This window comes from Agrococcus sp. DT81.2, assembly GCF_049844935.1.
Lineage (GTDB): Bacteria > Actinomycetota > Actinomycetes > Actinomycetales > Microbacteriaceae > Agrococcus.
Genome location: NZ_JBNCLZ010000003.1, coordinates 78,134 through 102,119 on the forward strand (window position 1 = coordinate 78,134; position 23,986 = coordinate 102,119).

The 23,986-nt window shown below is 73.3% G+C and carries 26 protein-coding genes and 2 pseudogenes; 22 read left to right on the plus strand and 6 right to left on the minus strand.

Annotated features, from left to right (window positions below):
• Positions 1 to 8 precede the first annotated feature (8 nt).
• The gene (locus ACLQ21_RS06755; RefSeq protein ID WP_425662499.1) at positions 9 to 302 is read right to left on the minus strand and encodes a hypothetical protein; all 294 of its coding nucleotides are present in this window, start codon (positions 300 to 302) and stop codon (positions 9 to 11) included.
• A 106-nt stretch (positions 303 to 408) separates the two neighbouring features.
• On the opposite strand from ACLQ21_RS06755, the gene ACLQ21_RS06760 reads away from it, so the two are divergent.
• The 5 genes from ACLQ21_RS06760 to ccsB are packed head-to-tail and all read left to right on the plus strand — an operon-like array spanning position 409 to position 4,948.
• The gene (locus ACLQ21_RS06760) at positions 409 to 1,062 is read left to right on the plus strand and encodes a histidine phosphatase family protein (protein WP_425662500.1); all 654 of its coding nucleotides are present in this window, start codon (positions 409 to 411) and stop codon (positions 1,060 to 1,062) included.
• Positions 1,063 to 1,073: 11 nt separating this feature from the next.
• Positions 1,074 to 1,634, plus strand: coding sequence for a TlpA family protein disulfide reductase (locus tag ACLQ21_RS06765; RefSeq protein ID WP_425662501.1), 561 nt, complete (start codon positions 1,074 to 1,076; stop codon positions 1,632 to 1,634).
• On the plus strand, positions 1,631 to 2,413 hold the full coding sequence (locus ACLQ21_RS06770; protein WP_425662502.1) for a cytochrome c biogenesis CcdA family protein: 783 nt from the start codon (positions 1,631 to 1,633) through the stop codon (positions 2,411 to 2,413). Before ACLQ21_RS06765 ends, ACLQ21_RS06770 begins: the two co-directional genes overlap by 4 nt.
• Positions 2,397 to 4,025, plus strand: a complete 1,629-nt coding sequence (resB, locus tag ACLQ21_RS06775; RefSeq protein WP_425662503.1) for a cytochrome c biogenesis protein ResB — start codon at positions 2,397 to 2,399, stop codon at positions 4,023 to 4,025. Before ACLQ21_RS06770 ends, resB begins: the two co-directional genes overlap by 17 nt.
• Positions 4,026 to 4,072: 47 nt before the next feature.
• Positions 4,073 to 4,948 (plus strand): c-type cytochrome biogenesis protein CcsB, encoded by an 876-nt coding sequence (ccsB, locus tag ACLQ21_RS06780; protein WP_425662896.1) that lies wholly within the window; start codon positions 4,073 to 4,075, stop codon positions 4,946 to 4,948.
• A gap of 226 nt (positions 4,949 to 5,174) precedes the next feature.
• Here ccsB and ACLQ21_RS06785 read toward each other — a convergent pair whose 3' ends face one another.
• Positions 5,175 to 6,143 (minus strand): o-succinylbenzoate synthase, encoded by a 969-nt coding sequence (locus tag ACLQ21_RS06785; protein WP_425662504.1) that lies wholly within the window; start codon positions 6,141 to 6,143, stop codon positions 5,175 to 5,177.
• Between the two features lie 34 nt (positions 6,144 to 6,177).
• Between ACLQ21_RS06785 and ACLQ21_RS06790 the strand changes: the two genes are divergently transcribed.
• From ACLQ21_RS06790 to ACLQ21_RS06835, 10 genes and pseudogenes are all read left to right on the plus strand, one after another.
• Positions 6,178 to 6,510 carry a hypothetical protein gene (locus tag ACLQ21_RS06790; RefSeq protein ID WP_425662505.1) on the plus strand — a complete coding sequence of 111 codons (333 nt, stop codon included), beginning with the start codon at positions 6,178 to 6,180 and terminating at the stop codon, positions 6,508 to 6,510.
• Between the two features lie 45 nt (positions 6,511 to 6,555).
• Positions 6,556 to 6,951: a hypothetical protein gene (locus ACLQ21_RS06795; RefSeq protein WP_425662506.1), complete on the plus strand. Its 396-nt coding sequence runs from the start codon at positions 6,556 to 6,558 to the stop codon at positions 6,949 to 6,951.
• Between the two features lie 47 nt (positions 6,952 to 6,998).
• Entirely contained in the window at positions 6,999 to 8,033 is a 1,035-nt protein-coding gene (locus ACLQ21_RS06800; RefSeq protein ID WP_425662507.1) for a hypothetical protein, read from the plus strand.
• A 48-nt stretch (positions 8,034 to 8,081) separates the two neighbouring features.
• Entirely contained in the window at positions 8,082 to 9,155 is a 1,074-nt protein-coding gene (locus ACLQ21_RS06805; RefSeq protein WP_425662508.1) for a hypothetical protein, read from the plus strand.
• A 43-nt stretch (positions 9,156 to 9,198) separates the two neighbouring features.
• Positions 9,199 to 10,251, plus strand: a complete 1,053-nt coding sequence (locus ACLQ21_RS06810) for a hypothetical protein (RefSeq protein WP_425662509.1) — start codon at positions 9,199 to 9,201, stop codon at positions 10,249 to 10,251.
• A gap of 16 nt (positions 10,252 to 10,267) precedes the next feature.
• Entirely contained in the window at positions 10,268 to 11,269 is a 1,002-nt protein-coding gene (locus ACLQ21_RS06815; protein WP_425662510.1) for a hypothetical protein, read from the plus strand.
• 78 nt (positions 11,270 to 11,347) lie between these two features.
• On the plus strand, positions 11,348 to 12,247 hold the full coding sequence (locus ACLQ21_RS06820) for a 1,4-dihydroxy-2-naphthoyl-CoA synthase (RefSeq protein ID WP_425662511.1): 900 nt from the start codon (positions 11,348 to 11,350) through the stop codon (positions 12,245 to 12,247).
• 25 nt (positions 12,248 to 12,272) lie between these two features.
• Positions 12,273 to 12,752 (plus strand): annotated as a pseudogene (locus ACLQ21_RS06825) (AMP-binding protein); the annotation flags it as partial.
• A 285-nt stretch (positions 12,753 to 13,037) separates the two neighbouring features.
• Complete coding sequence (locus tag ACLQ21_RS06830; RefSeq protein WP_425662897.1) at positions 13,038 to 13,280, plus strand: AMP-binding enzyme; 243 nt, start codon at positions 13,038 to 13,040, stop codon at positions 13,278 to 13,280.
• 17 nt (positions 13,281 to 13,297) lie between these two features.
• On the plus strand, positions 13,298 to 14,269 hold the full coding sequence (locus ACLQ21_RS06835) for a 1,4-dihydroxy-2-naphthoate polyprenyltransferase (protein WP_425662512.1): 972 nt from the start codon (positions 13,298 to 13,300) through the stop codon (positions 14,267 to 14,269).
• Between the two features lie 16 nt (positions 14,270 to 14,285).
• Here the strand turns inward: ACLQ21_RS06835 and ACLQ21_RS06840 are convergent, their stop codons facing one another.
• A complete protein-coding gene (locus tag ACLQ21_RS06840; protein WP_425662513.1) occupies positions 14,286 to 14,585 on the minus strand; it encodes a DUF4229 domain-containing protein in 300 nt (99 codons plus the stop codon).
• A gap of 48 nt (positions 14,586 to 14,633) precedes the next feature.
• Between ACLQ21_RS06840 and ACLQ21_RS06845 the strand changes: the two genes are divergently transcribed.
• The 5 genes and pseudogenes from ACLQ21_RS06845 to ACLQ21_RS06865 all read left to right on the plus strand — a co-directional run.
• Complete coding sequence (locus ACLQ21_RS06845) at positions 14,634 to 15,071, plus strand: PLDc N-terminal domain-containing protein (protein ID WP_425662514.1); 438 nt, start codon at positions 14,634 to 14,636, stop codon at positions 15,069 to 15,071.
• Positions 15,064 to 16,755, plus strand: coding sequence for a 2-succinyl-5-enolpyruvyl-6-hydroxy-3-cyclohexene-1-carboxylic-acid synthase (gene menD / locus ACLQ21_RS06850; protein WP_425662515.1), 1,692 nt, complete (start codon positions 15,064 to 15,066; stop codon positions 16,753 to 16,755). Before ACLQ21_RS06845 ends, menD begins: the two co-directional genes overlap by 8 nt.
• Positions 16,739 to 17,626 carry an SDR family oxidoreductase gene (locus ACLQ21_RS06855; RefSeq protein ID WP_425662516.1) on the plus strand — a complete coding sequence of 296 codons (888 nt, stop codon included), beginning with the start codon at positions 16,739 to 16,741 and terminating at the stop codon, positions 17,624 to 17,626. Before menD ends, ACLQ21_RS06855 begins: the two co-directional genes overlap by 17 nt.
• The gene (locus ACLQ21_RS06860) at positions 17,626 to 18,780 is read left to right on the plus strand and encodes an AI-2E family transporter (protein WP_425662517.1); all 1,155 of its coding nucleotides are present in this window, start codon (positions 17,626 to 17,628) and stop codon (positions 18,778 to 18,780) included. The genes ACLQ21_RS06855 and ACLQ21_RS06860 overlap by 1 nt, the downstream gene beginning before the upstream one ends.
• A 64-nt stretch (positions 18,781 to 18,844) precedes the next feature.
• Positions 18,845 to 19,675, plus strand: a pseudogene (locus ACLQ21_RS06865) (PPK2 family polyphosphate kinase); the annotation flags it as partial.
• Positions 19,676 to 20,113: 438 nt separating this feature from the next.
• On the opposite strand, the gene ACLQ21_RS06870 reads toward ACLQ21_RS06865, so the two are convergent.
• The 3 genes from ACLQ21_RS06870 to ACLQ21_RS06880 form a co-directional block, all read right to left on the minus strand.
• On the minus strand, positions 20,114 to 20,317 hold the full coding sequence (locus ACLQ21_RS06870) for a helix-turn-helix transcriptional regulator (protein ID WP_425662518.1): 204 nt from the start codon (positions 20,315 to 20,317) through the stop codon (positions 20,114 to 20,116).
• A gap of 3 nt (positions 20,318 to 20,320) precedes the next feature.
• Positions 20,321 to 20,800 (minus strand): hypothetical protein, encoded by a 480-nt coding sequence (locus tag ACLQ21_RS06875; protein WP_425662519.1) that lies wholly within the window; start codon positions 20,798 to 20,800, stop codon positions 20,321 to 20,323.
• A gap of 90 nt (positions 20,801 to 20,890) precedes the next feature.
• Positions 20,891 to 22,099 carry an isochorismate synthase gene (locus ACLQ21_RS06880; RefSeq protein ID WP_425662520.1) on the minus strand — a complete coding sequence of 403 codons (1,209 nt, stop codon included), beginning with the start codon at positions 22,097 to 22,099 and terminating at the stop codon, positions 20,891 to 20,893.
• 67 nt (positions 22,100 to 22,166) lie between these two features.
• On the opposite strand from ACLQ21_RS06880, the gene ACLQ21_RS06885 reads away from it, so the two are divergent.
• Together ACLQ21_RS06885 and ACLQ21_RS06890 are read left to right on the plus strand one after the other, a co-directional pair.
• Positions 22,167 to 22,928, plus strand: a complete 762-nt coding sequence (locus ACLQ21_RS06885) for a class I SAM-dependent methyltransferase (RefSeq protein WP_425662521.1) — start codon at positions 22,167 to 22,169, stop codon at positions 22,926 to 22,928.
• Complete coding sequence (locus ACLQ21_RS06890; protein WP_425662522.1) at positions 22,928 to 23,938, plus strand: polyprenyl synthetase family protein; 1,011 nt, start codon at positions 22,928 to 22,930, stop codon at positions 23,936 to 23,938. The genes ACLQ21_RS06885 and ACLQ21_RS06890 overlap by 1 nt, the downstream gene beginning before the upstream one ends.
• Positions 23,939 to 23,986 lie beyond the last annotated feature (48 nt).

Consider the following 23,986-nt stretch of genomic DNA (forward strand, 5'->3'; position numbering starts at 1 on the left):
CGGCGGGGTCAGCGGCGGCGACGCGCGGTCGCGGCGGGGGCCACGGTCCCGAGCGCGACCCAGCCGCCCACGAGGGCGACGGCGGATGCGGCCAGCACCGCCCATCCGGCTGCAGCGGGGACCTGCGCATCCGTCCCGTCCGACGCGACGAGCAACCAGACCCCGACCGCGGCGAGCACGCCGACGAGCAGCGCGACGGGCGTCGCGTACGCCCGGTGCGCGAGATAGCGCGCCCACGTCCACATCAGGCTGGCCCCGAGCGCGACGACGAGCGCGATGGCGAGCGGGACGAGGAGGGGCACGGATCCATCATCCCCTGCTCCGGTGCGCGGCATCCGCGTCGGCGAGCGGATGCGCGCGGCCCGACCGCCGTAGGGTGCTGATAGGTCGCGCCGGTAGACTGGGGGCATGCCCGCCCGCCGCCTCCATCTCGTGCGCCATGGCGAGGTCGACAACCCCGATCGCGTGCTCTACGGCCGCATGCCGGGGTTCGTGCTCTCGGAGCGCGGGCACCGCATGGCCGCGATGGCGGCCGAGCACCTCGCCACCGGGCCGAGCGCCCGTCGCGTCGTGCGGCTCGCGGCCAGCCCGCTCGAGCGCGCGCAGCAGTCGGCGCAGCACTGGGCGGATGCGTTCCGCCTCGACGTGCGCACCGAGCGCCGCATCATCGAGCCGACCAACCGCTTCGAGGGCAAGACGTTCGAGGCGAGCGGTGCCTTGCGGCATCCGACGGCGTGGCCGCTGCTGCGCAACCCGTTCCGTCCGTCGTGGGGCGAGCCGTACCGGGCGATCGCGCAGCGCGTGATCGCGGCGATGGAGGACGCCTGGGACGAGCTCGCCGAGTCCGACGACGACGGCGACATCGTCTTCGTGAGCCACCAGTCGCCGATCTGGATGGCCCACCTCGAGCTCGCCGGCAAGCCGCTGTGGCACGACCCGCGCTCGCGCCGCTGCCAGCTCTCGTCGATCACGAGCTTCGGGCGCGTCGAGGGCCGGTTCGTCGAGGTCGACTACGTCGAGCCCGCAGCCTCGGTCGACGCCGTCGACGCGGGGGCCGTGTGACGCGCCGGCGGATGCGCGTGGCCGGCATCGCGCTCGCTGCGCTCGCGCTCGCGGGCTGCGCGTCGGCCGACGGCGTGGCGGGCCAGGTCGGCGACGCGGGCTACATCGCGGGCGACGGCATCGTCACCGAGATCGCACCGGAGCAGCGCGCACAGCCAGCAGCCTTCGCGGGCCCGCTCGTCGACGGCGGCGAGTTCGACTCCGCCGAGCTCGACGGCGTCACGCTCGTCAACTTCTGGTACGCGGCCTGCCCGCCGTGCCGCATCGAGGCGCCCGTACTGGCCGAGCTGCACGCCGAGCTCGGCGACGAGGTCGACTTCCTCGGCGTCAACACCCGTGACGGCGCCGCGCAGGCGGCGGCGTTCGAGGAGCAGTTCGGCGTCGACTATCCCTCGATCCTCGACGACGAGACGGCCTCCGCCCAGCTCGCCTTCACCGGCATCGTCGCGCCGAACGCGGTGCCGTCGACGCTCATCCTCGACGCCGACGGCCGCGTCGCCGCCCGCGTCTCGGGCGCGGTGACCGACACGAGCATCCTCTCGACGCTGCTGCGGGAGGAGCTCGAGCGGTGAGCCTCGCCCTCGCGCTCGCCGCCGCTGCCGACCCGGCCGGCGCCGCCTTCGACCCGGCCGGCGCTGTGCTGAGCGGTCAGCTGCTCGTGTCGGTGCCCATCGCGCTGCTCGCGGGGCTCGTGTCGTTCGCGAGCCCGTGCATCCTGCCGCTCGTGCCCGGCTACCTGGGGCTCATGGGCTCGCTCGTGGGGGAGCGGGGCGGCCGTGGGCGGCTCGTCGCCGGGGTGGCGCTGTTCATCGCCGGCTTCACCCTCGTGTTCGTGCTCGGCACCGCGATCGTGGGCGGCGTCAGCTCGTTCCTGCTCCAGCACAGCGACGCCATCATCCGCGTGCTCGGCGTGCTGCTCATCGTGCTGGGGCTCGTGTTCGTCGGCCAGTTCTCGTTCCTGCAGCGCGTCTGGAAGCCGCAGCAGGTCAAGGCGGGCGGCATGTGGGCCGCGCCCGTCGTCGGCGTCGTCTTCGCGCTCGGCTGGACCCCCTGCTCCGGCCCCACGCTCGCCGCCATCAGCGCGCTCACCGTCACCACCGGCTCCGCGTGGCAGGGCGCGATCCTCGGTCTCGCGTACGCGCTCGGCCTCGGCATCCCGTTCCTGCTCATCGCCCTCGGCCTCGGCTGGGCCGGTGGCGCCGTCGCCTGGCTGCGCCGGCACATCCGGGCCGTGAACATCGCCGGCGGTGCGATGCTCATCGCCATCGGCGTGCTGATGGTGACCGGGGCGTGGAACGCCATCATGCAATCGCTTCAAGGATGGATCGCCTCCGTTGTCACGATCATCTGACCCGCTGCGGCCGGGCGACCACATCGACTCGCCGGAGGCGCCCGCCAGGCAGCCCGGCGACCCGAAGCTCGGCGTCCGGGGCTGGGCCCGCTTCATGTGGCGCCAGCTCACCTCGATGCGCACCGCGATCGTGCTGCTGCTGCTGCTCGCCATCGCGGCCGTGCCCGGCAGCCTCGTGCCGCAGCGCTCCTCCGACCCCAACGGCGTCATCCAGGTGCGCGCCGACAACCCCGAGCTCGTGTGGCTGTACGACGCGCTGTCACTGCACGACGTCTACTCGAGCCCGTGGTTCTCGGCCATCTACCTGCTGCTGTTCACGTCGCTCGTGGGATGCGTCATCCCCCGCCTCGCGCACCACTGGAAGGCGATGCGGGCGCTGCCGCCGCGCACCCCCGCTCGGCTGTCGCGGCTCGTCGGGTTCCAGACCGTCGCGGGCGACGCATCCGACCTCGACCGCGCCGACCGCGTGCTGCGCCGGCTGGGCTACCGCACGACCCGCTACGGCGACTCCGTGTCGGCCGAGCGCGGGTACCTGCGCGAGACCGGCAACCTGCTGTTCCACATCTCGATGCTCGCGCTGCTGCTCGTCGTGGGACTCGGCTCGGGGTTCGGCTACTCGGGGCAGCGACTGCTCGTCGAGGGCAGCGGGTTCGCGAACGCGCTGTCGAGCTACGACTCGTTCACCGCCGGGCAGTGGTTCGACGACGGCGAGCTGGAGCCGTTCGCGGTTGCGCTCGACGACCTCGAGGTCGTCTACGAGACCGAGAACCCGAACGCGGTGGGCGCCCCGCTCGACTTCACCGCGAACGTGTCGGTGACCGAGGACGGCGCGGAGCGGGAGGACGAGATCAAGGTCAATCATCCGCTGTCGGTCGCGGGCGCCGATCTCTATCTGATCTCGAACGGCTACGCGCCGCGCATCTCGGTGCGCGACGCGAGCGGGCAGGTCGTGTACGACCAGTACACGCCGTTCCTCGCGCAGGACGACCAGATGACGAGCCTCGGCGTGATCAAGCTGCCCGACGGCCTCGACGAGCAGCTGGGGCTGCGCGGCTTCTTCTACCCGACCGCGGTGTCGCTCGAGACCGGGGCGCTCGCCTCCGCCTATCCCGATCTCGCGAACCCCGTGCTGTCGCTGCAGGCCTTCACCGGCGACCTCGGGCTCGACGCGGGCATTCCGCGGTCGGTGTACGCGCTCGAGACCGACGCGATGACGCAGATCGCCGGCGGCGACACCGACGTCGAGTCGCTCACGATCGCGCCGGGGCAGTCGATCGACATCCCCGGCGGGCTCGGCACGATCACGTTCGAGGACGTGCGGCGCTACGGCGTCATCGAGGTGCACGTCGACCACACGCAGACGCCCGTGCTGTGGATCACCGTCGTGCTGTTCCTCTCGCTGCTCGGCTCGCTGCTCATCCCGCGCCGCCGCATGTGGGTGAAGGCGACGCCCGAGGGGCTCGAGCTCGCCGGCCTCGCGCGCGGCGAGGACCCCGCGCTCGAGCGCGCCGTCGACGACCTCGCGAAGCGCATCGGCGACGCGGCACCGGCTCGTGAGGCGGATGTGCTCGCCCCGGTCGCGGGGGACGGCGAGCGTAGGATGGACTCGTGACGCCGGCAGAACTCGACTCCTTCTCGCTGCTGCTCGTGTACTCCGCGATGGCGGTCTACACGCTCGCGTTCATCGCCTACGCGGTCGACGTGGCGCGCCGCTCGGCGGCCAAGCCGGCCGCCGCGGAGGCGCGGGTGCTCGTCGGCGCGGGCGCGCCGGTGGAGCCCGCGGTGGTCGCTCCGGTGGCCGCGAAGCCGGGCCGCGGCGCCCGCATCGGCTACGTGCTGACCGTGCTCGCCTGGGTGCTGCACGTCGGCGGCGACGTCCTGCGCGGCCTCTCGGCCGGCCGAGTGCCGTGGGCCAACATGTACGAGTTCGCGCTCACGGGCGTCGCCGTGATCGTCGGCGTCTTCGTGCTCTCGCGGCTGTGGCGCGACCTCAACTTCCTCGGCGTGTTCATCACTGGCCTCGCGACCGTGTTCCTCGGCGTCGCGACCGTCAACTTCTACGTCGCGCCGACGCCGCTGCCGCCGGCGCTGCAGTCGTACTGGCTCGTCATCCACGTCTTCGTCGCCACGCTCGCCACCGGCTTCTTCGCGCTCGGATCGGGCCTCAGCATCCTGCAGCTCATCAAGGAGCGCCGCGACAGCGGCTTCCTGCGGTCGCTGCCGTCGGCCGTGCAGCTCGAGGACCTCGCCTACCGCGTCGGCGTGATCGGCTTCATCTTCTGGACCTTCACGCTCATCGCCGGCGCCGTCTGGGCCGAGCACGCGTGGGGCCGCTACTGGGGCTGGGATACGAAGGAGGTCTGGACCTTCGTGATCTGGGTCATCTACGCCGGCTACATCCACGCCCGCGCGACGCGCGGCTGGCGCGGCTCCCGCTCGGCGTGGCTGCAGCTGGTCGGCTTCGCCGCCGTCCTCTTCAACTTCACGGTCGTGAACCTCTTCTTCAAGGGCCTGCACGCCTACAGCGGCCTCTAGGGGTTCGCTCTCGCCAGATCGGCCGCGCGGAGCAACGCGGGGGTCAGCCGGCCTCCGGCAAGGAGTGTCGGCTCGATGCACGAGTGTCGCGACACTCGTGCCACAGCCCGACACTCGGGGACGACGTGAGCTGACTCCCAGAAGCAAGTGTCGAGTCCGTGCTCGCGTGTCGCGACACCCGAGCAGCAGCTCGACACTCGCCGGCAAGGGCGGCTGGCGGCAGGGGCTAGAGGTGGGGGAGGGCGGCGGCCAGGCGGGACCGCCAGGCCGCCGTGCGCTCGGGGTTCGCGGCGTGCGCGGCGAGGAGCTCGGGGGTGGGGGTGACGCGCGTGACCGGGATGGTGCCGCCGACGGGGACGAGCGGCTCCGCGACGTCGGCGGCGAGCAGCGCGCCGGTGCCCAACCCGCAGTCGAACGGCAGCTCCGGCAGCGCGCCGGCGAGGGCCGCGCCCATCGAGAGCCCGACGCTCGAGTCGAGCGCGCTCGAGACCACCGCCGGCAGCCCCGCCTCGGCGACGATCGCGAGCGCCGCGCGCACACCGCCGAGCGGCTGCGCCTTCACGACCAGCACATCCGCCGCACCGGCGCGCGCGACGAGCAGCGGGTCCTCCGCCTTCCGCACCGACTCGTCGGCCGCGATCGGGATCGCCAGCCGGTGCAGCCGCATCCGCAGCTCCGCGAGCTCCGGCACTGTCGCGCACGGCTGCTCGACGTACTCGAGGTCGAAGCGCTCGAGCGCGCGCACCGCGGTCTCGGCCTCGTCGGGGTTCCAGCCGCCGTTCGCGTCGACGCGGATGCGCGCATCCGGCAGCAGTGACCGCACCTCCGCGACGCGCGCGACATCGTCGGCGAGCGTCTGCCCGCGCTCCGCGACCTTCACCTTCACGGTGCGGCAGCCGTCGTAGCGCGCGAGGACGGCCGCGACGGCGGCCGGCGCGACGGCAGGCAGGGTCGCGTTGACGGGGATGCGGTCCCGGACGACCGCGGGTCGCTCGAGATCCGCGTCCTCAAGTGCCGCCCGCAGCCAGCGCGCGGCCTCCTCGGGCTCGTACTCGAGGAACGGGCTCCACTCGCCCCACCCGGCGGCGCCCGAGAACAGCGCCACCTCGCGCTCCTCGACACCGCGGAACCTCGTCACGAGCGGCAGCGAGACGACGTGCATGCGGTCGGCGAGCCGTTCGAGGTCGAGGTCCACGCGGCCATGCTTGCACGCCTGCCAGAATCGTCGCGTGACCGAACTGCCATGGGTGATCGACACGCGTCTCGCGCCGCGTCGACGCAACCCGGTCTGGGGCGTGCTCGCGCTCGTCGCGGCGGTGCTGTGCGGTGTGACGCTGCTCTTCTCCATCGGCGTCGCCTTCGTCGATCTCGACGGCCTGGTCATCTGGCTGCTGCCCGTCTGGGGCGTGTGCACGCTGCTCTCGCTCGCGTTCGCGATCACCGCGGCGGCCAAGCGCGGCACCGCCAACATCACGATGGCAGCCATCAGCGGCGGGCTCCTGGTGATCTCGAACCCCGTCGTGTTCCTCGTCATCGGCTTCGCGCTCGGCCTCCTGCAGTAGGCGCGCCTCCCGTCCCGCATCCGATGCGGCTCGTAGCATCAGTCGATGCTCGAAGACCTGCTGACCGAGACCCCTGCGCCGCGGCCCGCGACCTCGGCGCCCGACCGTTCAAACCGTGACCGCCGTCGCGCCAGACTCGGCATCCTCTCGCTCTGGCTGCTCGCGGCAGCCGCAGTGCTGCAGGTCGTCTCGCTCGTGCAGCAGCTCAGCTACCTCTTCGTGCCGAAGCCGGGAGAGCTGCCCCTGCTCGTGATCGGCGTGGCCGCCGCGGTGCTCGTCGGCCTCGGCGGGGTCGTGGCCGGGTGCGTCGCCGCGACGGTGCCGGATGGGCGACGCACGGGCGTCTTCGGCGCCGCCCTCGGTCTGGGGCTCCTCGTGCTCTTCGGCGCGGCGACCTCGTTCGGCTGGGGCTTCCTCGACGCGCTCTCCGCACCGGTCTGATCCGCGAGGCCCTGGCGGTGGGCGGGCTCGCGCGCCAGGATGAGCACGTGCCCTCGCCCGACTTCGTGATGCCGCCGGAGGCCGTCGCGCCGCCGGCCCTGCCGCCGGAGTCGGCGCCTCCGGAGGACGCCGGTCGCGCGCACGATCCGACCGCCGAGCCGGAGGGTGCGGCCGCGGCTCCGCGGATGCCGTGGCGGCAGCTGATCGTCGCCGGTCTCGTGGGCGTGCTGATCGGGGCGGCGCTGCCTGCGGGGGTGCAGGCCGCGCAGGACGCCGCGGCGGCCGCGCAGGTGGAGGCCTTGCGCTCGACCGCGATGGCGTACCTCACCGCCATCGCGGAGGGCGACGCCGAGCGCGCCACGGCGATGGTCCCGGTCGACGGCCACATGCCTCCGGATGTCGTGCTCGGCTCTGCGGAGCGGATCGAGGAGCTCGAGGTGCAGCTCGTGACGATCGAGGACGACGTGGCGAGGATCGACGTCCGGTTCGAGGTCGGCGCCGCCGAGCAGGTGCGCGAGCTCGCCGCGGAGCGGGTGGACGAGGAGTGGCGGATCACGACGTCGCTCGCCGAGCAGGTGATCGTCCACTCGTTCGACGGCGTCACCGGCGTCACGCTCGCGGGCGTCACGCTGCCGGCGAACCGGTCTGTCGTGCTCTACCCGGGCGTGTACAGGGCGGATGAGGTCGAGACGCCGCTGCTGCGCTCGGGCGGCGAGCGCTTCGAGGTCGACGGCGACCCCAACACGCCCAGCGACCTGTTCTCGAACCCGATGCTCACCGACGAGTTCCGCGACGCCGCGGTCGACGTCGCGACCGCCCGGGTCGCCGCTTGCCTCGAGCAGCAGGGCTGCCCGTTCGACGCCGACACAGCCGTGCCGCCGCGAGCCGAGCTCTACATCATGGGGATCGATCCGGCCGACGGCACGATCGACGTGGTCGTGCCGCTCGGCTACGTCGGCTCGATGGGGCAGTGGCAGGAGCTGCCGCTGCGCGCCAACGTCGACGAGGCGGGCGCGCTCGTGTCGTGGGACTGCGGGCAGCCCGGCCGGCCGCACCACGACCTGGAGGCATGCGGTCCCTGAGCGGATCGACCGCTGGCGGCCGCTTCCCCTCGGCGGGAGGATGGGCGCGTGGCGAGTCCCGACTTCGTGATGCCGCGGGAGGCGGCGGCACCGCCGGATGCGTCGGAGGCGGCACGGGCACCGGCGGCTGCTGCCTCCGCCGCCGGAGCGGCTGACGACCGGCCGCCGACCGCCGCGGCCGCCGCGGCCACCCGTCGAGGGCTGCCCTGGCGACACATGGCCATCGCCGGCCTCATCGGCGCGCTCGTGGGGGCGGCGCTGCCCGCGGGACTGCAGGCCATGGAGCAGGCGGAGGCGCAGGCGGATGCCGAGCGGCTTCGCTCGACGGCCATGGCGTACCTGACGGCGATCGCGGAGGGCGAGGCGTTGACCGCGACCGCGATGGTGCCGCCGCGGGGCTCCGGCGACGTCACGCCGGACGCCGTGCTGCGGGCCGCTGCTCCCATTGCAGCACCGGAGGTCCGGCTCGTGGCCATCGACGGTGACGCCGCGAGCGTCGAGGTTCGCTTCGAGGTCGGGTCGCGGCAGGTCACGCGCACGCTGCAGGCAGATCGTGACGGAGAGTCCTGGCGGCTCGGGACGAGCCTCGCCGAACCGGTCGCGCTGCACGCGCGCGCGACGCAGGCTCCCGAGGGGACCGCGGGCGTGAGCGTCGGTGGCGTCGTCGTGCGGCCGGGTGCGGGGACCCTGTTCTACCCCGGCCGCTACCGGGTCGACCTCACCGAGACGGGGCAGCTCCGCACCGGCGGGGATGCGTTCGACGTCGACGGCGACCCGGCGACCCCGACCGACGTCTTCGCGAGCACGACGCTCACCGCGGAGTTCGCGGATGCGGCGGCCGCCGTCGCGCGGGCGCGGGTCGGAGTGTGCCAGCTGCTCGCGGAGTGCCCGATCGACGTCGACACCGTCGCGCGCCCCGGTGACGCGATCGCCGTCTCCGAGGTCGATCCCGCGCGCGGCACCATCGACCTGCTGCTGCCCCTCGGCCTCGGCTCCGGATTCGGCGGCAACGGGCAGGAGCTGCGGCTCCGCGCCCAGCTCGACCAGGCCGGCACCATCCTCGGCTGGGAGTGCTCGGAGGCTGGCGACCCGTACGGTCCGCTGGAGCCCTGCGCCCCCTGAATCCGCTCTGTCCAACCTTCCGTAACAGCGTGACAATGGTCGCGTGTCGATGTCGATGCCGGAGTTCGAGATGCCGCCGGAGGCGGTCGCTCCGCCCGACTCGGCCATCGACGAGCCGAGCGTCACCGAGCCGGCCCAACCCAGCCGGCGCGACGCATCCGCGACCCGCCCTGGACGCCCGCGGGCCGGGTTCGGCTGGCGGCAGCTGGTCGTCGCGTGCCTCGTGGGCGCGCTGCTCGGCGCCGCGGTGCCGGCGGCGTTCCAGGCCTCGGAGAGGAGTGCCGCGGCGGCGCGCGTCGAAGGGCTGCGGGCAGCGGCGCTCGACTACCTCACCGCGATCGCCGAGGGCAGGGCAGCGCTCGCCTCCGAGGTCGTGCCGCTCGAGGGCAGGGGTGCGGTCGCGCCCGACGCGGTGCTGCAGGCCGCTGAGCGCATCGAGGCCTTCGAGGTGCGCCTCGTGCATGTCGACGGCGATGCCGGCACCGCAGAGGTGCGCTACCGCGTGGGCGGCAGCGACGTCTACCGCACGCTGCAGGCCCAGCGCGAGGGCAGCGGGTGGCGGCTGATGACCTCGCTCGCCGAGGTCGCCGACCTCGCCTACTACGACCCGATCACGCGCGTGCAGATCGCGGGAGTCCCGCTCGGGGGCGAGGCGCCAGTGCTGCTCTACCCGGGCACGTACACGATCGACATCGTCTCCGGCCCGATCTTCCTGACCGGCGGGGACGTGTTCGTCGTCGACGGTGACCCGCACACGCCGACGGTGCCGTATGTCACGGCCGGCATCGTGCCGCAGATCAGCGACTATGCCACCGAGCTCGCGCTCGTCACAATCGCCGCGTGCCAGGCGGAGCCCGGCTGCGCGGTGCCGGCGGAGGCGCGGCTCGAGCCGGCCGGCGAGGTCTACCCGATGGGGAGCGGCTCGACGATGGAGTCGATCGATCTCTCAGTGCCCGTGACCGCGACAGTCGGCGGAAGCCCGGAGTGGTTCGAGGTCCGCGTGCGGGTCGTGCTCGACGAGAGCGGCGCGCCGACCCAGTGGCTGTGCGGCGCTCCGGGGGAGTACGGCACCGATCTGGTGGCCTGCGGCACGTGAGCCGGTGGAGGGAGACGTGGCGAGGATGCCCGACTTCGCGATGCCGGAGCGCGCGGCCCGGGTGCATGGATCGAACGCTCGGCTCCGGAGCGCGCAGCGACCGGTCGAGCGGCGGCCGCGCAGCCCGTTCGGCTGGCGGCATGTCGCCGTCGCGGTGCTCCTGGGAGGCGTGCTCGGCGGCTCGGCGGCCGCGGGGATGGAGGTCGCTGGCCGGTCTGCCGTCGACGCCCGCGAGTCGAGCCTCCAGGCACTCGCGAGCGAGTACCTGCAAGCGATCTCCGACGGCGATGCCGATCGCGCCACGCGGCTCTCGCCGCTCGAGGTCGGCCGCGAGCTCGCGCCGCAGGCGGTGCTCGTCGCAGCCTGGCGCCTCACGCCGCTGTCCGTCGCGACGGCGCACGTCGACGGCGACGAGGGCAGCGTCGACGTGCGCTACCGGGTCGGCGGCACCGAGGTCGAGCGCACGCTGCGGGCGACGTCCACCGCCGCCGGCTGGCGGTTGGAGACGTCCCTCGCCGAGCCGCCTCGCGCGTCCGCCGTCGACGCCACCGCGCGCCTGGAGCTCGGCGGCGTCCCACTGCGAGGGCTGCACCTGTACCCAGCCGTCTATCGGCTCGACGTCGTGGAGGGACCGCTCTTCGTGTCGGGCGGCGGCGTGTTCGCGATCGACGGCGATCCGGGCATCGCGACGGTCGTCGAGGCGTCGTCGGAGCTCATGCCGTCGTTCGAGCAGCGCCTCGCCGAGCTCGCGAGCGTCGCCGTCGACACGTGCCGCGAGCGACCCGACTGCGCGATCCGCACGAGCGCGCCGTTCACGCGCGCCGGGGCCGCTGACATCCTCGACATCTTCGACGACGGGCGCGCGATCGACGTGAAGGTGCCCCTCTTCGCTCGGGACGACGCCGGCTGGGAGTGGCGCGACGTGATCGTCCGCGTGCGGCTCGACAGCCGCGGCCTCCCGGTCGAGTTCCTCTGCTCCATGCCGGGGTGGCAGCAGGTCCAGCGCTGCGAACCGTGACCGCCGGCTGGGCGGCCGGTCCGACCCCGGCGCGTCCTCGATCAGCCGCGCGCACGGGTGGATGGCTAGGGTTGGCAGGTGACCATCTCGCCCCTCTTCGACCCGGCCGAATGGGCCGACGCAGAGCCCGGCTTCGACGACATCACCGTCCACCGCTCGCGCGACGGCAGGATCGCCCGCATCGCCTTCGACCGCCCGGAGGTGCGCAACGCGTTCCGCCCGCACACGGTCGACGAGCTCTACCGCGCTCTCGATGCGGCCCGCCAGGACAGCCGCATCGGCGTCGTGCTGCTCACCGGCAACGGTCCGAGCCCCAAGGACGGCGGCTGGGCGTTCTGCTCCGGCGGCGACCAGCGCATCCGCGGCCGCGACGGCTACAAGTATGCCGAGGCCGACACCGCGGGCACGATCGACCCGGCGAGGTCCGGCCGCCTGCACATCCTCGAGGTGCAGCGGCTCATCCGCTTCATGCCGAAGGTCGTGATCGCGGTCGTGCCCGGCTGGGCGGCCGGCGGCGGCCACTCGCTGCACGTCGTCTGCGACCTCACGATCGCGAGCGCCGAGCACGGCCGGTTCAAGCAGACGGATGCGGATGTCGGGTCGTTCGACGCCGGCTACGGCTCGGCCTACATGGCGCGCCAGACCGGCCAGAAGTTCGCCCGCGAGGTGTTCTTCCTGGCTCGCGAGTACAGCGCCGAGCGCGCGCTCGCTGCGGGCGCGATCAACGCGGCCGTGCCGCACGCCGAGCTCGAGGCGACCGCACTCGACTGGGCGCGGGAGATCCTCACGAAGAGCCCCACGGCCATCCGGATGCTGAAGTTCGCGTTCAACGCGGTGGACGACGGGCTCGTCGGGCAGCAGATCTTCGCGGGGGAGGCGACCAGGCTCGCCTACGGCACCGACGAGGCGGTCGAGGGGCGCGACTCCTTCCTCGAGAAGCGCGAGCCCGACTGGTCCCCCTTCCCCTGGCAGTACTGAGACGAGTCCTTTCCCGAACGGAGGTGCGCACATGACGATCGTCGTCGAGACGAGCGGTTCGAGCGGCGTGCCCAAGCGGGTGATCATCTCGGAGGAGGCCATCCGCGCCTCCACGGAGGCCGCGATCGACCGGCTCGGCGGGCCGGGCCAGTGGGTGCTCGCGCTGCCGGAGCAGTTCATCGCGGGCAAGAACGTCATCTGGCGCAACGAGGTCTCGGGTGCGCCGCTCGTGCGCACCGCGGGCGCGTTCACGGCTGAGGCGTTCGTCGAGGCCGTGCAGAGCCTCGAGCACGACCGCAAGTACACGTCGCTCGTGCCCACGCAGCTCGCGCGGCTCGTCGACGCCGCGCTGCTCGACCGCTCGTTCATCGGCCCGATCGCGCGCCTCGATCGCATCCTCCTCGGCGGTCAGCGTGCGCCGTTCGGGCTCATCGAGCGCGCGGCCCGGCTCGGCTGGCGCATCACCCGCACCTACGGCGCCACCGAGACGGTGGGCGGATGCGTGTGGGACGGCCGGCCGCTGCGCGACGTCAAGGTGCGCCTCACCGACCAGATCGAGATCTCCGGGCCCCAGCTCGCCGACGGCTACGACGATCCGCAGCTCACCGAGCAGCGCTTCATCACCGACGGCACCGGCACCCGCTGGTACCGCACGGGCGACGCCGGATCGCTCATCGGCGGCACGCTGCAGGTGTCCGGCCGCATCGACGACGTCATCAACTCCGGCGGCATCAAGGTCTCGCTCGCGGCCGTCGAGCACGTCGTGCAGACCTTCGCGCCCGACGCGGTCGTGGTCGCCGCGCCGCATCCCGAGTGGGGGGAGGTGCCGGCGGTCGTGACGACGCTCAAGCCGTCGCTCGCCGAGATCCGCGCGGCCGTCGCGAACGCGCTCGGCAAGCCCGCCCGCCCCAACCACCTCGTGACGGTGTCGGTGATGCCGACCACCGCATCCGGCAAGCCCGACCGCAAGCGGCTCGCGCGGCTCGTGGCCGGTCGCACCCAGGAGCGCCGCCGCCGCGGCATCTTCGGCTGACGCCTAGCATGGAGGGGATGGCTCCTCCACGCTCCGGCAACCCCGCACGACGCGCGCAGCAGGACGGCAGCGCCCCGAGCCCGGCGACCCGCCGCGACTGGATCGCCGCCGCCCGGCCCCGCACACTCGGCATGGCGATCGCCCCCGTCGCGCTCGGCACCGCCGCCGCGTTCAACGCCGAGGGCTACCACCTCGGCATCGCGCTCGCCTGCCTCGCGCTCGCCTTGTGCATGCAGATCGGCGTCAACTTCGCGAACGACTACTCCGACGGCGTGAAGGGCACGGATGCCGTGCGCGTCGGCCCCGGGCGCCTCGTCGGCGCCGGGAAGGCCGAGCCGCGGACGGTGCGCAACGTCGCGATCGGCTTCCTCGCAGCCGGCGCGCTCGCCGGCCTCGTGGTCGTGCTGCTCTCGGGTCGCTGGTGGCTGCTGCTCATCGGCGTGGTCTGCATCGTCGCCGCCTGGACCTACACGGGCGGCAAGCGCCCCTACGGCTACCTCGCCCTCGGCGAGCTCATGTCGTTCGTGTTCTTCGGCCCGGTCGCGGTGATGGGCACGACCTACGCGATCATCGGCCGCGTCACCGAGGACTCGATCGCGCTCGGCGTTGCGATCGGCTGCTTCTCGGCCGCGCTCATGCTCACGAACAACCTGCGTGACATCGACACCGACCGTGCCGCCGGCAAGCGCAGCCTGCCGACCCTCATCGGCAGGCGCGCGTCGAAGGCGCTCTACGTGCTGCTGATGCTCGTGCCCTTCGGCATCCTCTGGGTGTTCTCGTACGCCCTCGCCTACGGCTTCCTCGTGTTCGCCGTGCTGCTGCTCGCGGGCCCCGCGATCGTCATCGTGCTGCTCGCCCGCTCGTCGCGCGACCTCATCACGGCGCTCGGCCTCACGGGGATGTCGGCGCTGCTCTACGGCGTGGGCCTCGCCATCGCGATCTGGGGCGGGCCGGCGGGCTTCGCGCCCGTGCCGACGCCCGGCGGCTGACGCCCCGACCGACGCGCTACCGGCGGGTGGATGCGTCGGGCTCGTCGCCGTCGGCCGGCCGGTCGTCGAGCGCCGCGTCCTCCACCTCGCCGTCGTCGGCGCTCGCGCCCTCGCGCCCTCGGCCCTCGCGCATCTGCTGCAGGTCGGCCGCGGCCTCCTGCCGGAGCGTGCCGAAGAAGACGATGCTCGCCGCGAAGGCGAACGCGATCGACACCGGCAGCGACAGCCACCACGGCACCTGTGCGATCATCAGCACCGCGAACGGCACGAGGAACAGCAGGGCGCGCACGACGAGGTAGCGCATCGAGGGAGCCATGTACCAAGTCTATGAGCGACCCATAGCCAAGCGACGTAGGGTAGGGGCATGAGGTGGTTGATCGTAGGCGGAGTCCTGGCCCTCGTGGTCACGGTCTACGCGCTCGTCGACCTCACGGTCACCGACGATCGACGCATCCGACGCCTGAATCGCGTGCTGTGGGTCGTGCTCATCGTCGTGCTGCCCGTCATCGGCCCGCTCGGCTGGCTCGCGTGGGGCAAGGGGCCGCGCTCCGACGCGCGCCCGATGGCGCCCGACGACGACCCGTCCTTCTCGCGCTCGCCCGACGTGACCGACGCCGAGGCGGATCGCCGCATCGCCGAGATCGAGGCGCAGCTGGCCGCGCTCGACGCGGAGGTCGAGATCGTGCGGCCGACGAAGCCCGAGCCGGAGCCTGAGCCCACGCCGGAACCCGAACCCCCCGCGGACGACACCGACGGGCAGGGCCACAGGGCACCTGACGACGGCGACGCCGCGCGTGCCTGAGGCCCTCGGGGCCGCCGCATACGCCGACCGCCTGGTCGCCGCGCTCGCCGCAGCCGGGGTCGCCGACCTGGTCGTCTCTCCGGGCTCCCGCTCGCAGGCGATCGCGCTCGCCGCCGCACGGGCCGACCGCGCCGGCGAGCTCGCGCTGCACGTGCGCATCGACGAGCGCTCCGCCGCCTTCCTCGCACTCGGACTCGCGCGCGAGAGCGGTGCGCCGGCGGCGATCGTGGTGACGAGCGGCACCGCCGTCGCGAACCTGCACCCGGCGATGCTCGAGGCGCACCACAGCGACGTGCCGCTCATCGCGATCAGCGCAGACCGCCCCATCGAGCTGCAGGGCATCCGCGCCAACCAGACGGCGCGGCAGCCGGGCATGTTCGGCGACGCGGCCCGGGTGGTGCTCGACGTGTCCGCGGATGCGCTGCGCGACCCGGAGGGCGACGCGGTCGCCGCCGTGCGCGCGGCGCTCGGCTGGCGCGACGGCGACGGGCACACCGAGCCTGCGCATAGCGAGCTCGCGCACACCGAGCCGGGCCCCGTGCAGTTGAACATCGCCTTCCGCGAGCCGCTCTCGGGTGGCGAGCCCGCGATCGGCCCGGCCGTCGAGCGCGTCGGTCGGCCGCCCATGCCGACCGCGACCCTCGAGGCGGCCGAGCGGACCGTCGTGATCGCGGGCGCCGACGCCGGCCCGGCCGCCGTCGACCTCGCCGAGGCGATCGGCGCCCCGCTCATCGCAGAGCCGACCTCCGGGGCCCGCTTCGGCCCCATGCTCGTCCCGCACGGGCGCGACGTCATCCCGGCGCTCGCCGACGAGGTGAAGCGGGTCGTGGTCGTCGGCCACCCGACGCTCGCGCGGTCGGTGACCGGGCTCATCCGCCGGTCCGACGTCGAGGTCGTGACGATCGGCCGGGCCGGTCAGGACAACGTGCGCGGCACGGGCGCCGGCAGCTTGCTCGCCGGCCGCATCGCGGTCGCCGAGGCCGACGAGCCCGACCGCGAGTGGGTCGAGCGCTGGGTCGCCGCCGGACGGCGGCTCGCGGTCGAGCGTGACGCCGAGTCGGCGCCCGACTCCGGGCTGGCGCGCGCCGACTACGCGAAGGCAGAGCTCGCCGAGGGGCGCACGCGCATCTCCCGCCGCGACCTCGTGACCGCGGTGTGGGACCGCACCTGGCCGCACGACCGGCTCGTCGTCGCCGCCTCGCGGCTCATCCGCGAGCTTGACGCCTTCGCCGGTCCCAAGGCGGTCACCGCCAGGGCCAACCGCGGGCTCGCCGGCATCGACGGCACGATCAGCACGGCATCCGGCGTCGCCATCGCCCACGAGCGCTCCGGGGAGGGCGGCCTCACCCGGCTGCTGATCGGCGACCTCGCGCTGCTGCACGACGCGGGCGGGCTCAACGTGCCGCCGGGCGAGCCGCGGCCGCGGCTGCAGATCATCGTCGGCAACGACCGGGGCGGCTCGCTGTTCGAGCTGCTCGAGGTCGCCGGCACCGCAGACCCGGGCGACTTCTCGCGCGTGCAGCGCACCCCCCACGACGTCGACCTCGAGCACCTCGCGGCCGCCTTCGGCTGGCCCTTCGAGCGGGTGGTCGATCGCGCGGGGCTCCGCAGGGCGCTCTCGCAGTCAGCACCCGGCATCATCGAGGCAGTGCTGGAAGGGGAGACGGATGCGCAACCGCTCTGATGCCGCTGGTCGCGGCGCGCTCGGCACGGCGTCGATCACGCCGGGCACCACGATCGTCATCACGGGCGGCGGCAGCGGCATCGGCCGGCTCGTCGCGCTCGGCGCCGCCCGGAAGGGCGCGCACGTCGTGCTCTGGGACCGCGACGGCGACGCCGCCCGGTCGGTCGCGCACGAGGCGACCGCGCTCGGCGGCCGTGGCACCGCCGTCGTCGTCGACCTCGCCGACAGTGATGCGATCGAGCTCGCCGCCGCCGAGACGCTCATGCTCGGCGCCGTCGACGTGCTCGTCAACAACGCCGGCGTCGTCTCCGGGCGACCGCTCACCGAGCTGACCACGCAGCAGATCGAGCGCACCATGCGCGTGAACGCGATCGCGCCCATCCTCGTCACCCGCGCGCTGCTGCCGGCGATGCGCGACGCCGGCCGCGGCCGCATCGTGACGGTCGCGAGCGCCGCGGGGTTCATCGGCGTCGCCGGCCAGACCGACTACGCAGCCTCCAAGTTCGCGGCCGTCGGCTTCATGGAGTCGCTGCGGGCCGAGCTGCGCAAGCAGGGGTCGCCCATCACGACCCTCACGGTCGCTCCCTTCTACATCGACACCGGCATGTTCGCGGGCGTCACGACGAAGGTGCCGGCGCTGCTGCCGATCCTGTCGTCCGCGACCGTCGCCACGCGCATCCTCGCCGCGATCGAGTCACGCCGCTCGCTGCTCGCGCTGCCCCCGCTCGTGCGCTTCGTGCCCGCCCTCAAGGTGCTGCCGCCGGCGGTCGCCGACCGGCTCGCGGATGCGCTCGGCGTCAACGAGGGCATGGACGGGTTCACGGGCCGGGAGCCGGCCGACGAGCCGCGGCCGCGCGCCAGGCACGCCTGATGCGATGGCCGTGGCGGCGGCGCGAGCTGCCCGTCGTGCAGCAGCGGACCGAGCTGGTCGAGCGCCGCTGGATGCTGCCGCGCACGCTGATCATCCTGCTCTCGATCATCGCGACGATCGCGGCGCTGATCCTGCTGAGCCAGGTGGCGACCTTCGTCGCCCCGATCTTCCTCGGCGTGAATCTTGTGATCGCCGTCATGCCGCTGCAGCAGTGGCTGCTGCGCATCGGAGCGCCGAAGATCGTCGCCGCGCTCGCCGCCCTGCTCACGGTCTACGTCTTCCTCGCCGCACTCTTCTGGTCGCTCTACTGGTCGGTGCAGTCGCTCGTGCAGGAGCTGCCCGGCTACGGCCCGGAGTTCAACACGATGTACCGCGGGCTGCTCGCCTGGCTCGAGGGCTTCGGCGTCTCGCAGGACGAGGCGCTGCAGCAGCTGCAGGGCGCCCTGAGCCCCGGGGCGATCGCGAGCGCACTCACGAGCGTGCTGTCGAACGCGGGCACCGTGCTCGCGTTCCTCGCCACCCTCACGGTCGTCGTGTTCTTCCTCGCCTGGGACTCGATGCAGCTGCCCGAGCGCATGGAGCGCATCGCGACCAGCAATCCCGGCATCGTGCACGGGCTCGACCGCTTCGCGGCCGGCGTGCAGCGGTACTGGGTGGTCACGACGCTGTTCGGCCTGATCGTGTCGGCGCTCGACCTGGTCGCGCTCACGGCGCTCGGCGTGCCCCTCGCGCTCGTCTGGGCCGTGTTCGCGTTCGTGACCAACTACATCCCGAACGTCGGCTTCGTCGTCGGCGTCATCCCGCCGACGCTCATGGCGCTGCTCGCGAACGGGCCGATCAACGCGCTGCTCACCGCGATCCTGTTCAGCGTCATCAACTTCGTGATGCAGTCGCTCGTCCAGCCGAAGGTCGCGGGGGATGCGGTCGGCGTCACGCCGGCGACGTCGTTCCTGTCGCTGCTCGTGTGGGCGTTCGCGCTCGGGCCGGTGGGCGCGCTGCTCGCGCTCCCGGCGACGCTCGCCGTCAAGACGCTCATCGTCGACCCGGATCCGCGCCTCGCGTGGGTGAGCACGTTCATGTCGAACAAGCTCGACCCGCCTCGGCAGGGCAGGCTCGGCCGCGCCGTCTCGCCGGGCGTGCAGGGCAGGCGCTGAGGCCGGGCGCCGACGCCCGGGCATCACCCGGCGGGAACTGAGCGGCGCGCACTACGCTCTGGCCATGACAGCGATCACCGACGCGCTCCGCATCACCCGATCCGTCCGCCTCGCCGACGTGGATCCCGCATCCACCCCCGGCTTCGACGGCGACAAGGCCGCCGGAGCGGTGGCGCTCGCGGCCGGCGCCGACCGGCTCGAGGAGCTGCAGGAGCGGCTGTTCGCGGCGAGCCGGGCGGGCGGCGACCGCTCCGTGCTGCTCATGGTGCAGGGCATGGACACCTCCGGCAAGGGCGGGATCATGCGCCACGTCGTCGGGCAGGTCGACCCGCAGGGCGTGCGGATCAAGGCGTTCAAGGCGCCCACCGAGGAGGAGCGGAGCCACGACTTCCTCTGGCGCATCGAGCGGGAGCTGCCGGAGCCGGGCATGGTCGGTGTGTTCGACCGCTCGCACTACGAGGACGTGCTCATCCACCGCGTGCGCGGCCTCTCGGCGCCCGAGGTGATCGAGGAGCGCTACGCCCAGATCGTCCACTTCGAGCGAGGGCTCGCGGAGCGCGGCATCGCGCTCGTCAAGGTCATGCTGCACATCTCGAGGGCCGAGCAGGGCGCGCGGCTGCTCCAGCGGCTCGACCGTCCCGACAAGCACTGGAAGTACAGCCCCGGCGACGTCGACGAGCGAGAGCAGTGGGACGCCTACATGGAGGCGTACCAGGTCGCGATCAACCGCACCGCGGGGCCGACCTCACCCTGGTACGTCGTGCCAGCCGACCGGAAGTGGTTCGCACGCCTCGCGGTGCACGAGCTGCTCGTCGAGGCGCTCGAGGGCATCGATCCGCAGTGGCCGGTCGCCGACTTCGACGTGGCCGTCGAGCGCGAGCGGCTCATCGCGACCGGGGACGTGCCCGTGGTGGCGGATGCGTCGGCGAGCGAGGACGCGGAGGTGGAGACCCTGGGCGAGAGGGCCGAGGAGCCCGAGGAGGGCAAGCAGGGCAGGAAGGCCGAGAAGGACAAGAAGGACAAGAAGGACAAGCAGGACAAGAAGGACAAGAAGGACAAGAAGGACAAGAAGGGGAAGAAGGACAAGAGGGGCAAGCAGGACAAGAAGAGCAAGCGGGAGCAGAAGGACGAGAAGGCAGGGAAGCGAGCCGGGAAGAAGGGGGCGAGCGGGACCGAGGGTGAGGAGGAGGTGCGCTCGCAGGGCGATGCCGCTCGGAGGGCCGCGCTGTAGGGCTGCGAGGTCCGCCGGGAGCGGTGCCGATGTCGACGGAGGCGGGAATCGCCTCGGCTCGAGCACCGCGACCGGGATCGCCTCCGCTCGTGGATGTCCTCCTCAGTCGGCGTCGTCCTCGGGCGCGAAGACGTCCTCGATGCGGCAGTCGAAGAGGGCGGCGACGCGGAACGCGAGCGGCAGGCTCGGGTCGAACCGGCCCTTCTCGATCGAGATGACCGTCTGGCGCGAGACGCCCAGCTCGTCGGCCAGCCGCTGCTGCGACCAGCCGCGATCGCGCCGCAGCTCCGGCAGCGTGTTGCGCACGGCTCAGCCTCGGCGGGCGATGAGGTAGCGCGTGCCGAAGCTCGCCATCCCCACGAGCACCACCGCGAGCAGCGCGACGGAGCCGGGGAGCTCGGCGCCAGTGACGACGAGCGCGGCGGTGCCGAGTCCGGCCAGTGTCAGGGTGTCGGTGAACGCGCGCTGCGACGCCGTCTCGATCCACGACGACTCGACCGACTCCTCGGGGCGCTCGAGCGCGCCCCGGAGCGAGGACCGGTCGACGACCGCGATCCACGCCGCCGCCGTCAGCGGCCACACCGTCACGACCGCGAACGCGACACCGCCCGGCAGCGGGTCATCGCCGGCCACGCCGGTCCAGACGGCGAGCGCGCCAACGCCCGCGGCGAGCACGATCCCGATGGGCACCGCGATCAGCAGTGCCGATCGCCGGGCGCCGAAGCGCATCCGCCCCCACGTCGACCGCACATCCGTCGCGCCCGTCGCCGATCCATCCTGCTGCGCCATGCTCGTCCCTCTCGTCGTGGCGGCCCGTCGCCGCGCTGTCAAGGAAGTTTTACATGTCAAGCACGCTTTACGCAAGCGGGCAGGCGAGGGTCAGGGGAGCGGGTCCGCGAGGGCGTCGGTGATGGGCCTCAGCTTCACGGCCGTCTCGACCAGCTCCGCCTGCGGGTCGGAGCCCGCCACGACGCCGGCGCCCGCGAAGGCGCGGATGCGCCCATCGACGTCGATCTCGGCGCCGCGCAGCGCAATGACCCACTCGCCGCCGCCCTCGGCGTCGACCCATCCGACCGGACCCGCGTAGCGGCCGCGGTCGACGTCCTCGAGCTCGCGGATGATGGCGAGCGAGGCCGCGCGCGGCGTGCCCGCCACCGCGGCCGTCGGGTGCAGCAGGGCCAGCACGTCGAGCGTCGAGCTGCCGCCGAGCGTGCCGGTGATGTCGGTCGCGAGGTGCCACAGGTTCGGCAGCCGCAATGGGAACGGCTCGGACGCCCGAGTGTCGGGCGCGAGCTCGCGGAGCACGTCGATGGCGGAGTCGGCGGCGAAGCGGTGCTCGCGCAGATCCTTGTCGCCGCTCGCGAGCGACTCCGCGATCTCGGCGTCGAGCGTCGGCGTCGCACCTCGCGCGGCGGTGCCGGCGAGCACGCGCGAGAAGAAGTGCCCGCGGTGGGCGGCGATGAGCGTCTCCGGGCTCGCGCCGACCACGCCGTCGACGGCGTACGCCACCGCATCCGGGTAGCGGCGACCCAGCCCGACCACCACCGACCGGATGTCGCCCTCGGGCGGCAGCTGCCCGACCCGGTCGCGCGCGACCACGACCTTCTCGGCCGCGCCCGCGCGGATGCGCTCGGTCGCCTCCGCGACGATCGCGCGGTAGCGGTCGGGGCCGATGTCGCCGTCGGAGAGCTCGACGCGCACCTCGTCGATCGCCGTCGGGTGCAGCCGCGCCTCGTCGCCGATCCAGGTGATCCACTCGTCGTCGCCCCGCCGGCCGACGACGAGCTGCGGCACGATCAGCACGCTCGTGGCGGCGGACTCGTCGTCGAACGCGAAGGCGCCGAACGCGATGAGCCCCGTGCCGGGCACCCCGACGGCGTCGTCGACGTGCGCTGCGCTCGCGACCTCGCGCCACGCATCCGCCGCATCCGACAGCCGGGAGGGGCCGTGGAACTCGAGCCGCAGCGCCTCGCCGCGACCGACGATGCCGTCGGCGCCGCGACGGACGGCGAGCGGTGCGCGCGGGTCGGCGTGCTCCAGCAGGCGTCCGAGCTCCGCGCGCTCGGTGCGCGCCCGCAGGGCCGGCATGCCTGCCAGCCTACGCCGCCGCCTGCCTGGACGACCGCCGGGTGGGCGGTGACCGGGGACGCCTAGGATGGAGGACGTGAGCCGAGCAGACATGCAGAAGGACCCCGAAGCGGTCGCGGGCATGTTCGACGCGACGGCCAAGCGCTACGACCTGCTCAACACGCTGCTGTCCGGCGGCAACGACCGGCTCTGGCGCATCCACATGCAGCGCGCCGTGCGCCCGCAGCCGGGGGAGCGCATCCTCGACGTCGCCGCCGGCACCGGCGCGTCCGCCGCGCCGATGGCCAAGGCGGGCGCGCTCGTCACCGCACTCGACATCAGCCACGGCATGCTCGAGGAGGGACGCAAGCGCCACGCCGACATCGAGTTCGTGCACGGCTCGGCCGAGGAGCTGCCCTTCGACGGCGACTCCTTCGACGCGGTCACCATCTCGTTCGGCCTGCGCAACGTGCAGCACCCGCGGGCAGCGCTCAGCGAGTTCCTGCGCGTGCTCAAGCCCGGCGGTCGGGTCGTCATCTGCGAGTTCTCGCAGCCGCCGATCAACGTCGTCCGCAAGGGCTACGAGCTCTACCTCGGCACCGTGCTGCCGGGCATGGCGAAGGCCGCGAGCTCCAACCCCGAGGCCTACCGCTACCTGGTCGAGTCGATCAACTCGTGGCCCGACCAGCAGGTGCTGTCGCAGTGGATCCGCACCGCCGGCTTCACCCGCGTCGCCCACCGCAACCTGACCATGGGTGTCGTCGCGCTGCACCGCGGCCGCAAGCCCACCGAGCAGACCGGCGCGATGCGCATCGCGCGTCACGCGCACGCGGAGGAGCAGGGCAGCTGATGCCGTCGATCGCTGAGGCCTTCGGGCTCAGGGGGCCGCGGCTTGCGGCGCCCGCCGACCTGCGCGTCGTCGACAGCGTCGACCGCGGCCTCGACGACCTCGAGGCGCGCCTCGAGGACCACTTGCGCATCGCCGACCCGGTCGCGGATGCCGTGACGCGCTACCTGCTGGAGGCGGGCGGCAAGCGAGCGCGGCCGCTGCTGCTGCTGCTCACCGCGCACCTCGGCACGGGGGTCGACGACGACGTGCTGTCGGCCGCCGAGGTCGTCGAGATCACCCACCTCGCGAGCCTGTACCACGACGACGTCATGGACGAGGCGGAGACCCGTCGCGGGGTGCCGTCGACGCACACCGTGTGGGGCAACTCCGTCGCGATCCTCGCCGGAGACCTGCTCTTCGCCCGCGCCGGCCAGATCGCGGCGCCGCTCGGCAGCGAGGTCGCGGTGCTGCAGGCGCGCACGTTCGAGCGGCTGTGCCTCGGCCAGCTGCACGAGACGCTCGGGCCCGGCGACGAGGACCCGGTCGCTCACTACCTGCAGGTGCTCTCCGACAAGACCGGCTCGCTCATCGCGGCCGCAGCCGAGCTGGGCGTGGTGGTGAGCGGTGCCGACGACGCGTACCGCGAGCCGCTGCGGCTGTTCGGCGAGCGCATCGGCGTGGCCTTCCAGATCGTCGACGACGTCATCGACCTCTCCGCCGACCCGGGGACGGGCAAGGACCAGGGGAACGACGTGCGCGCCGGTGTCGCGACGCTGCCCGTGCTGCTGCTCGCGAAGCGCGACGACGAGGCCTCCATCCGCCTCCGCGGCCGGCTGAAGTCGCCGAGCGACGACGCGGACCTCGCGGCCGCGGTCGCGGAGCTCGCCGCGCATCCGGTCGTCGACGAGACGGTCGCCGAGGCCGAGCGCTGGCAGCGCCGCGCGCTCGAGGCGCTCAGCCCGCTGCCCGAGGGCACGGTGCGCCGGGGCCTCGAGACCTTCGCCGAGCACGTCGTCTCGCGCACCCGCTGAACCAGACGCAGTTGCTGACTCGTCAGCCAGGACCGGCGGCCAGGCCGC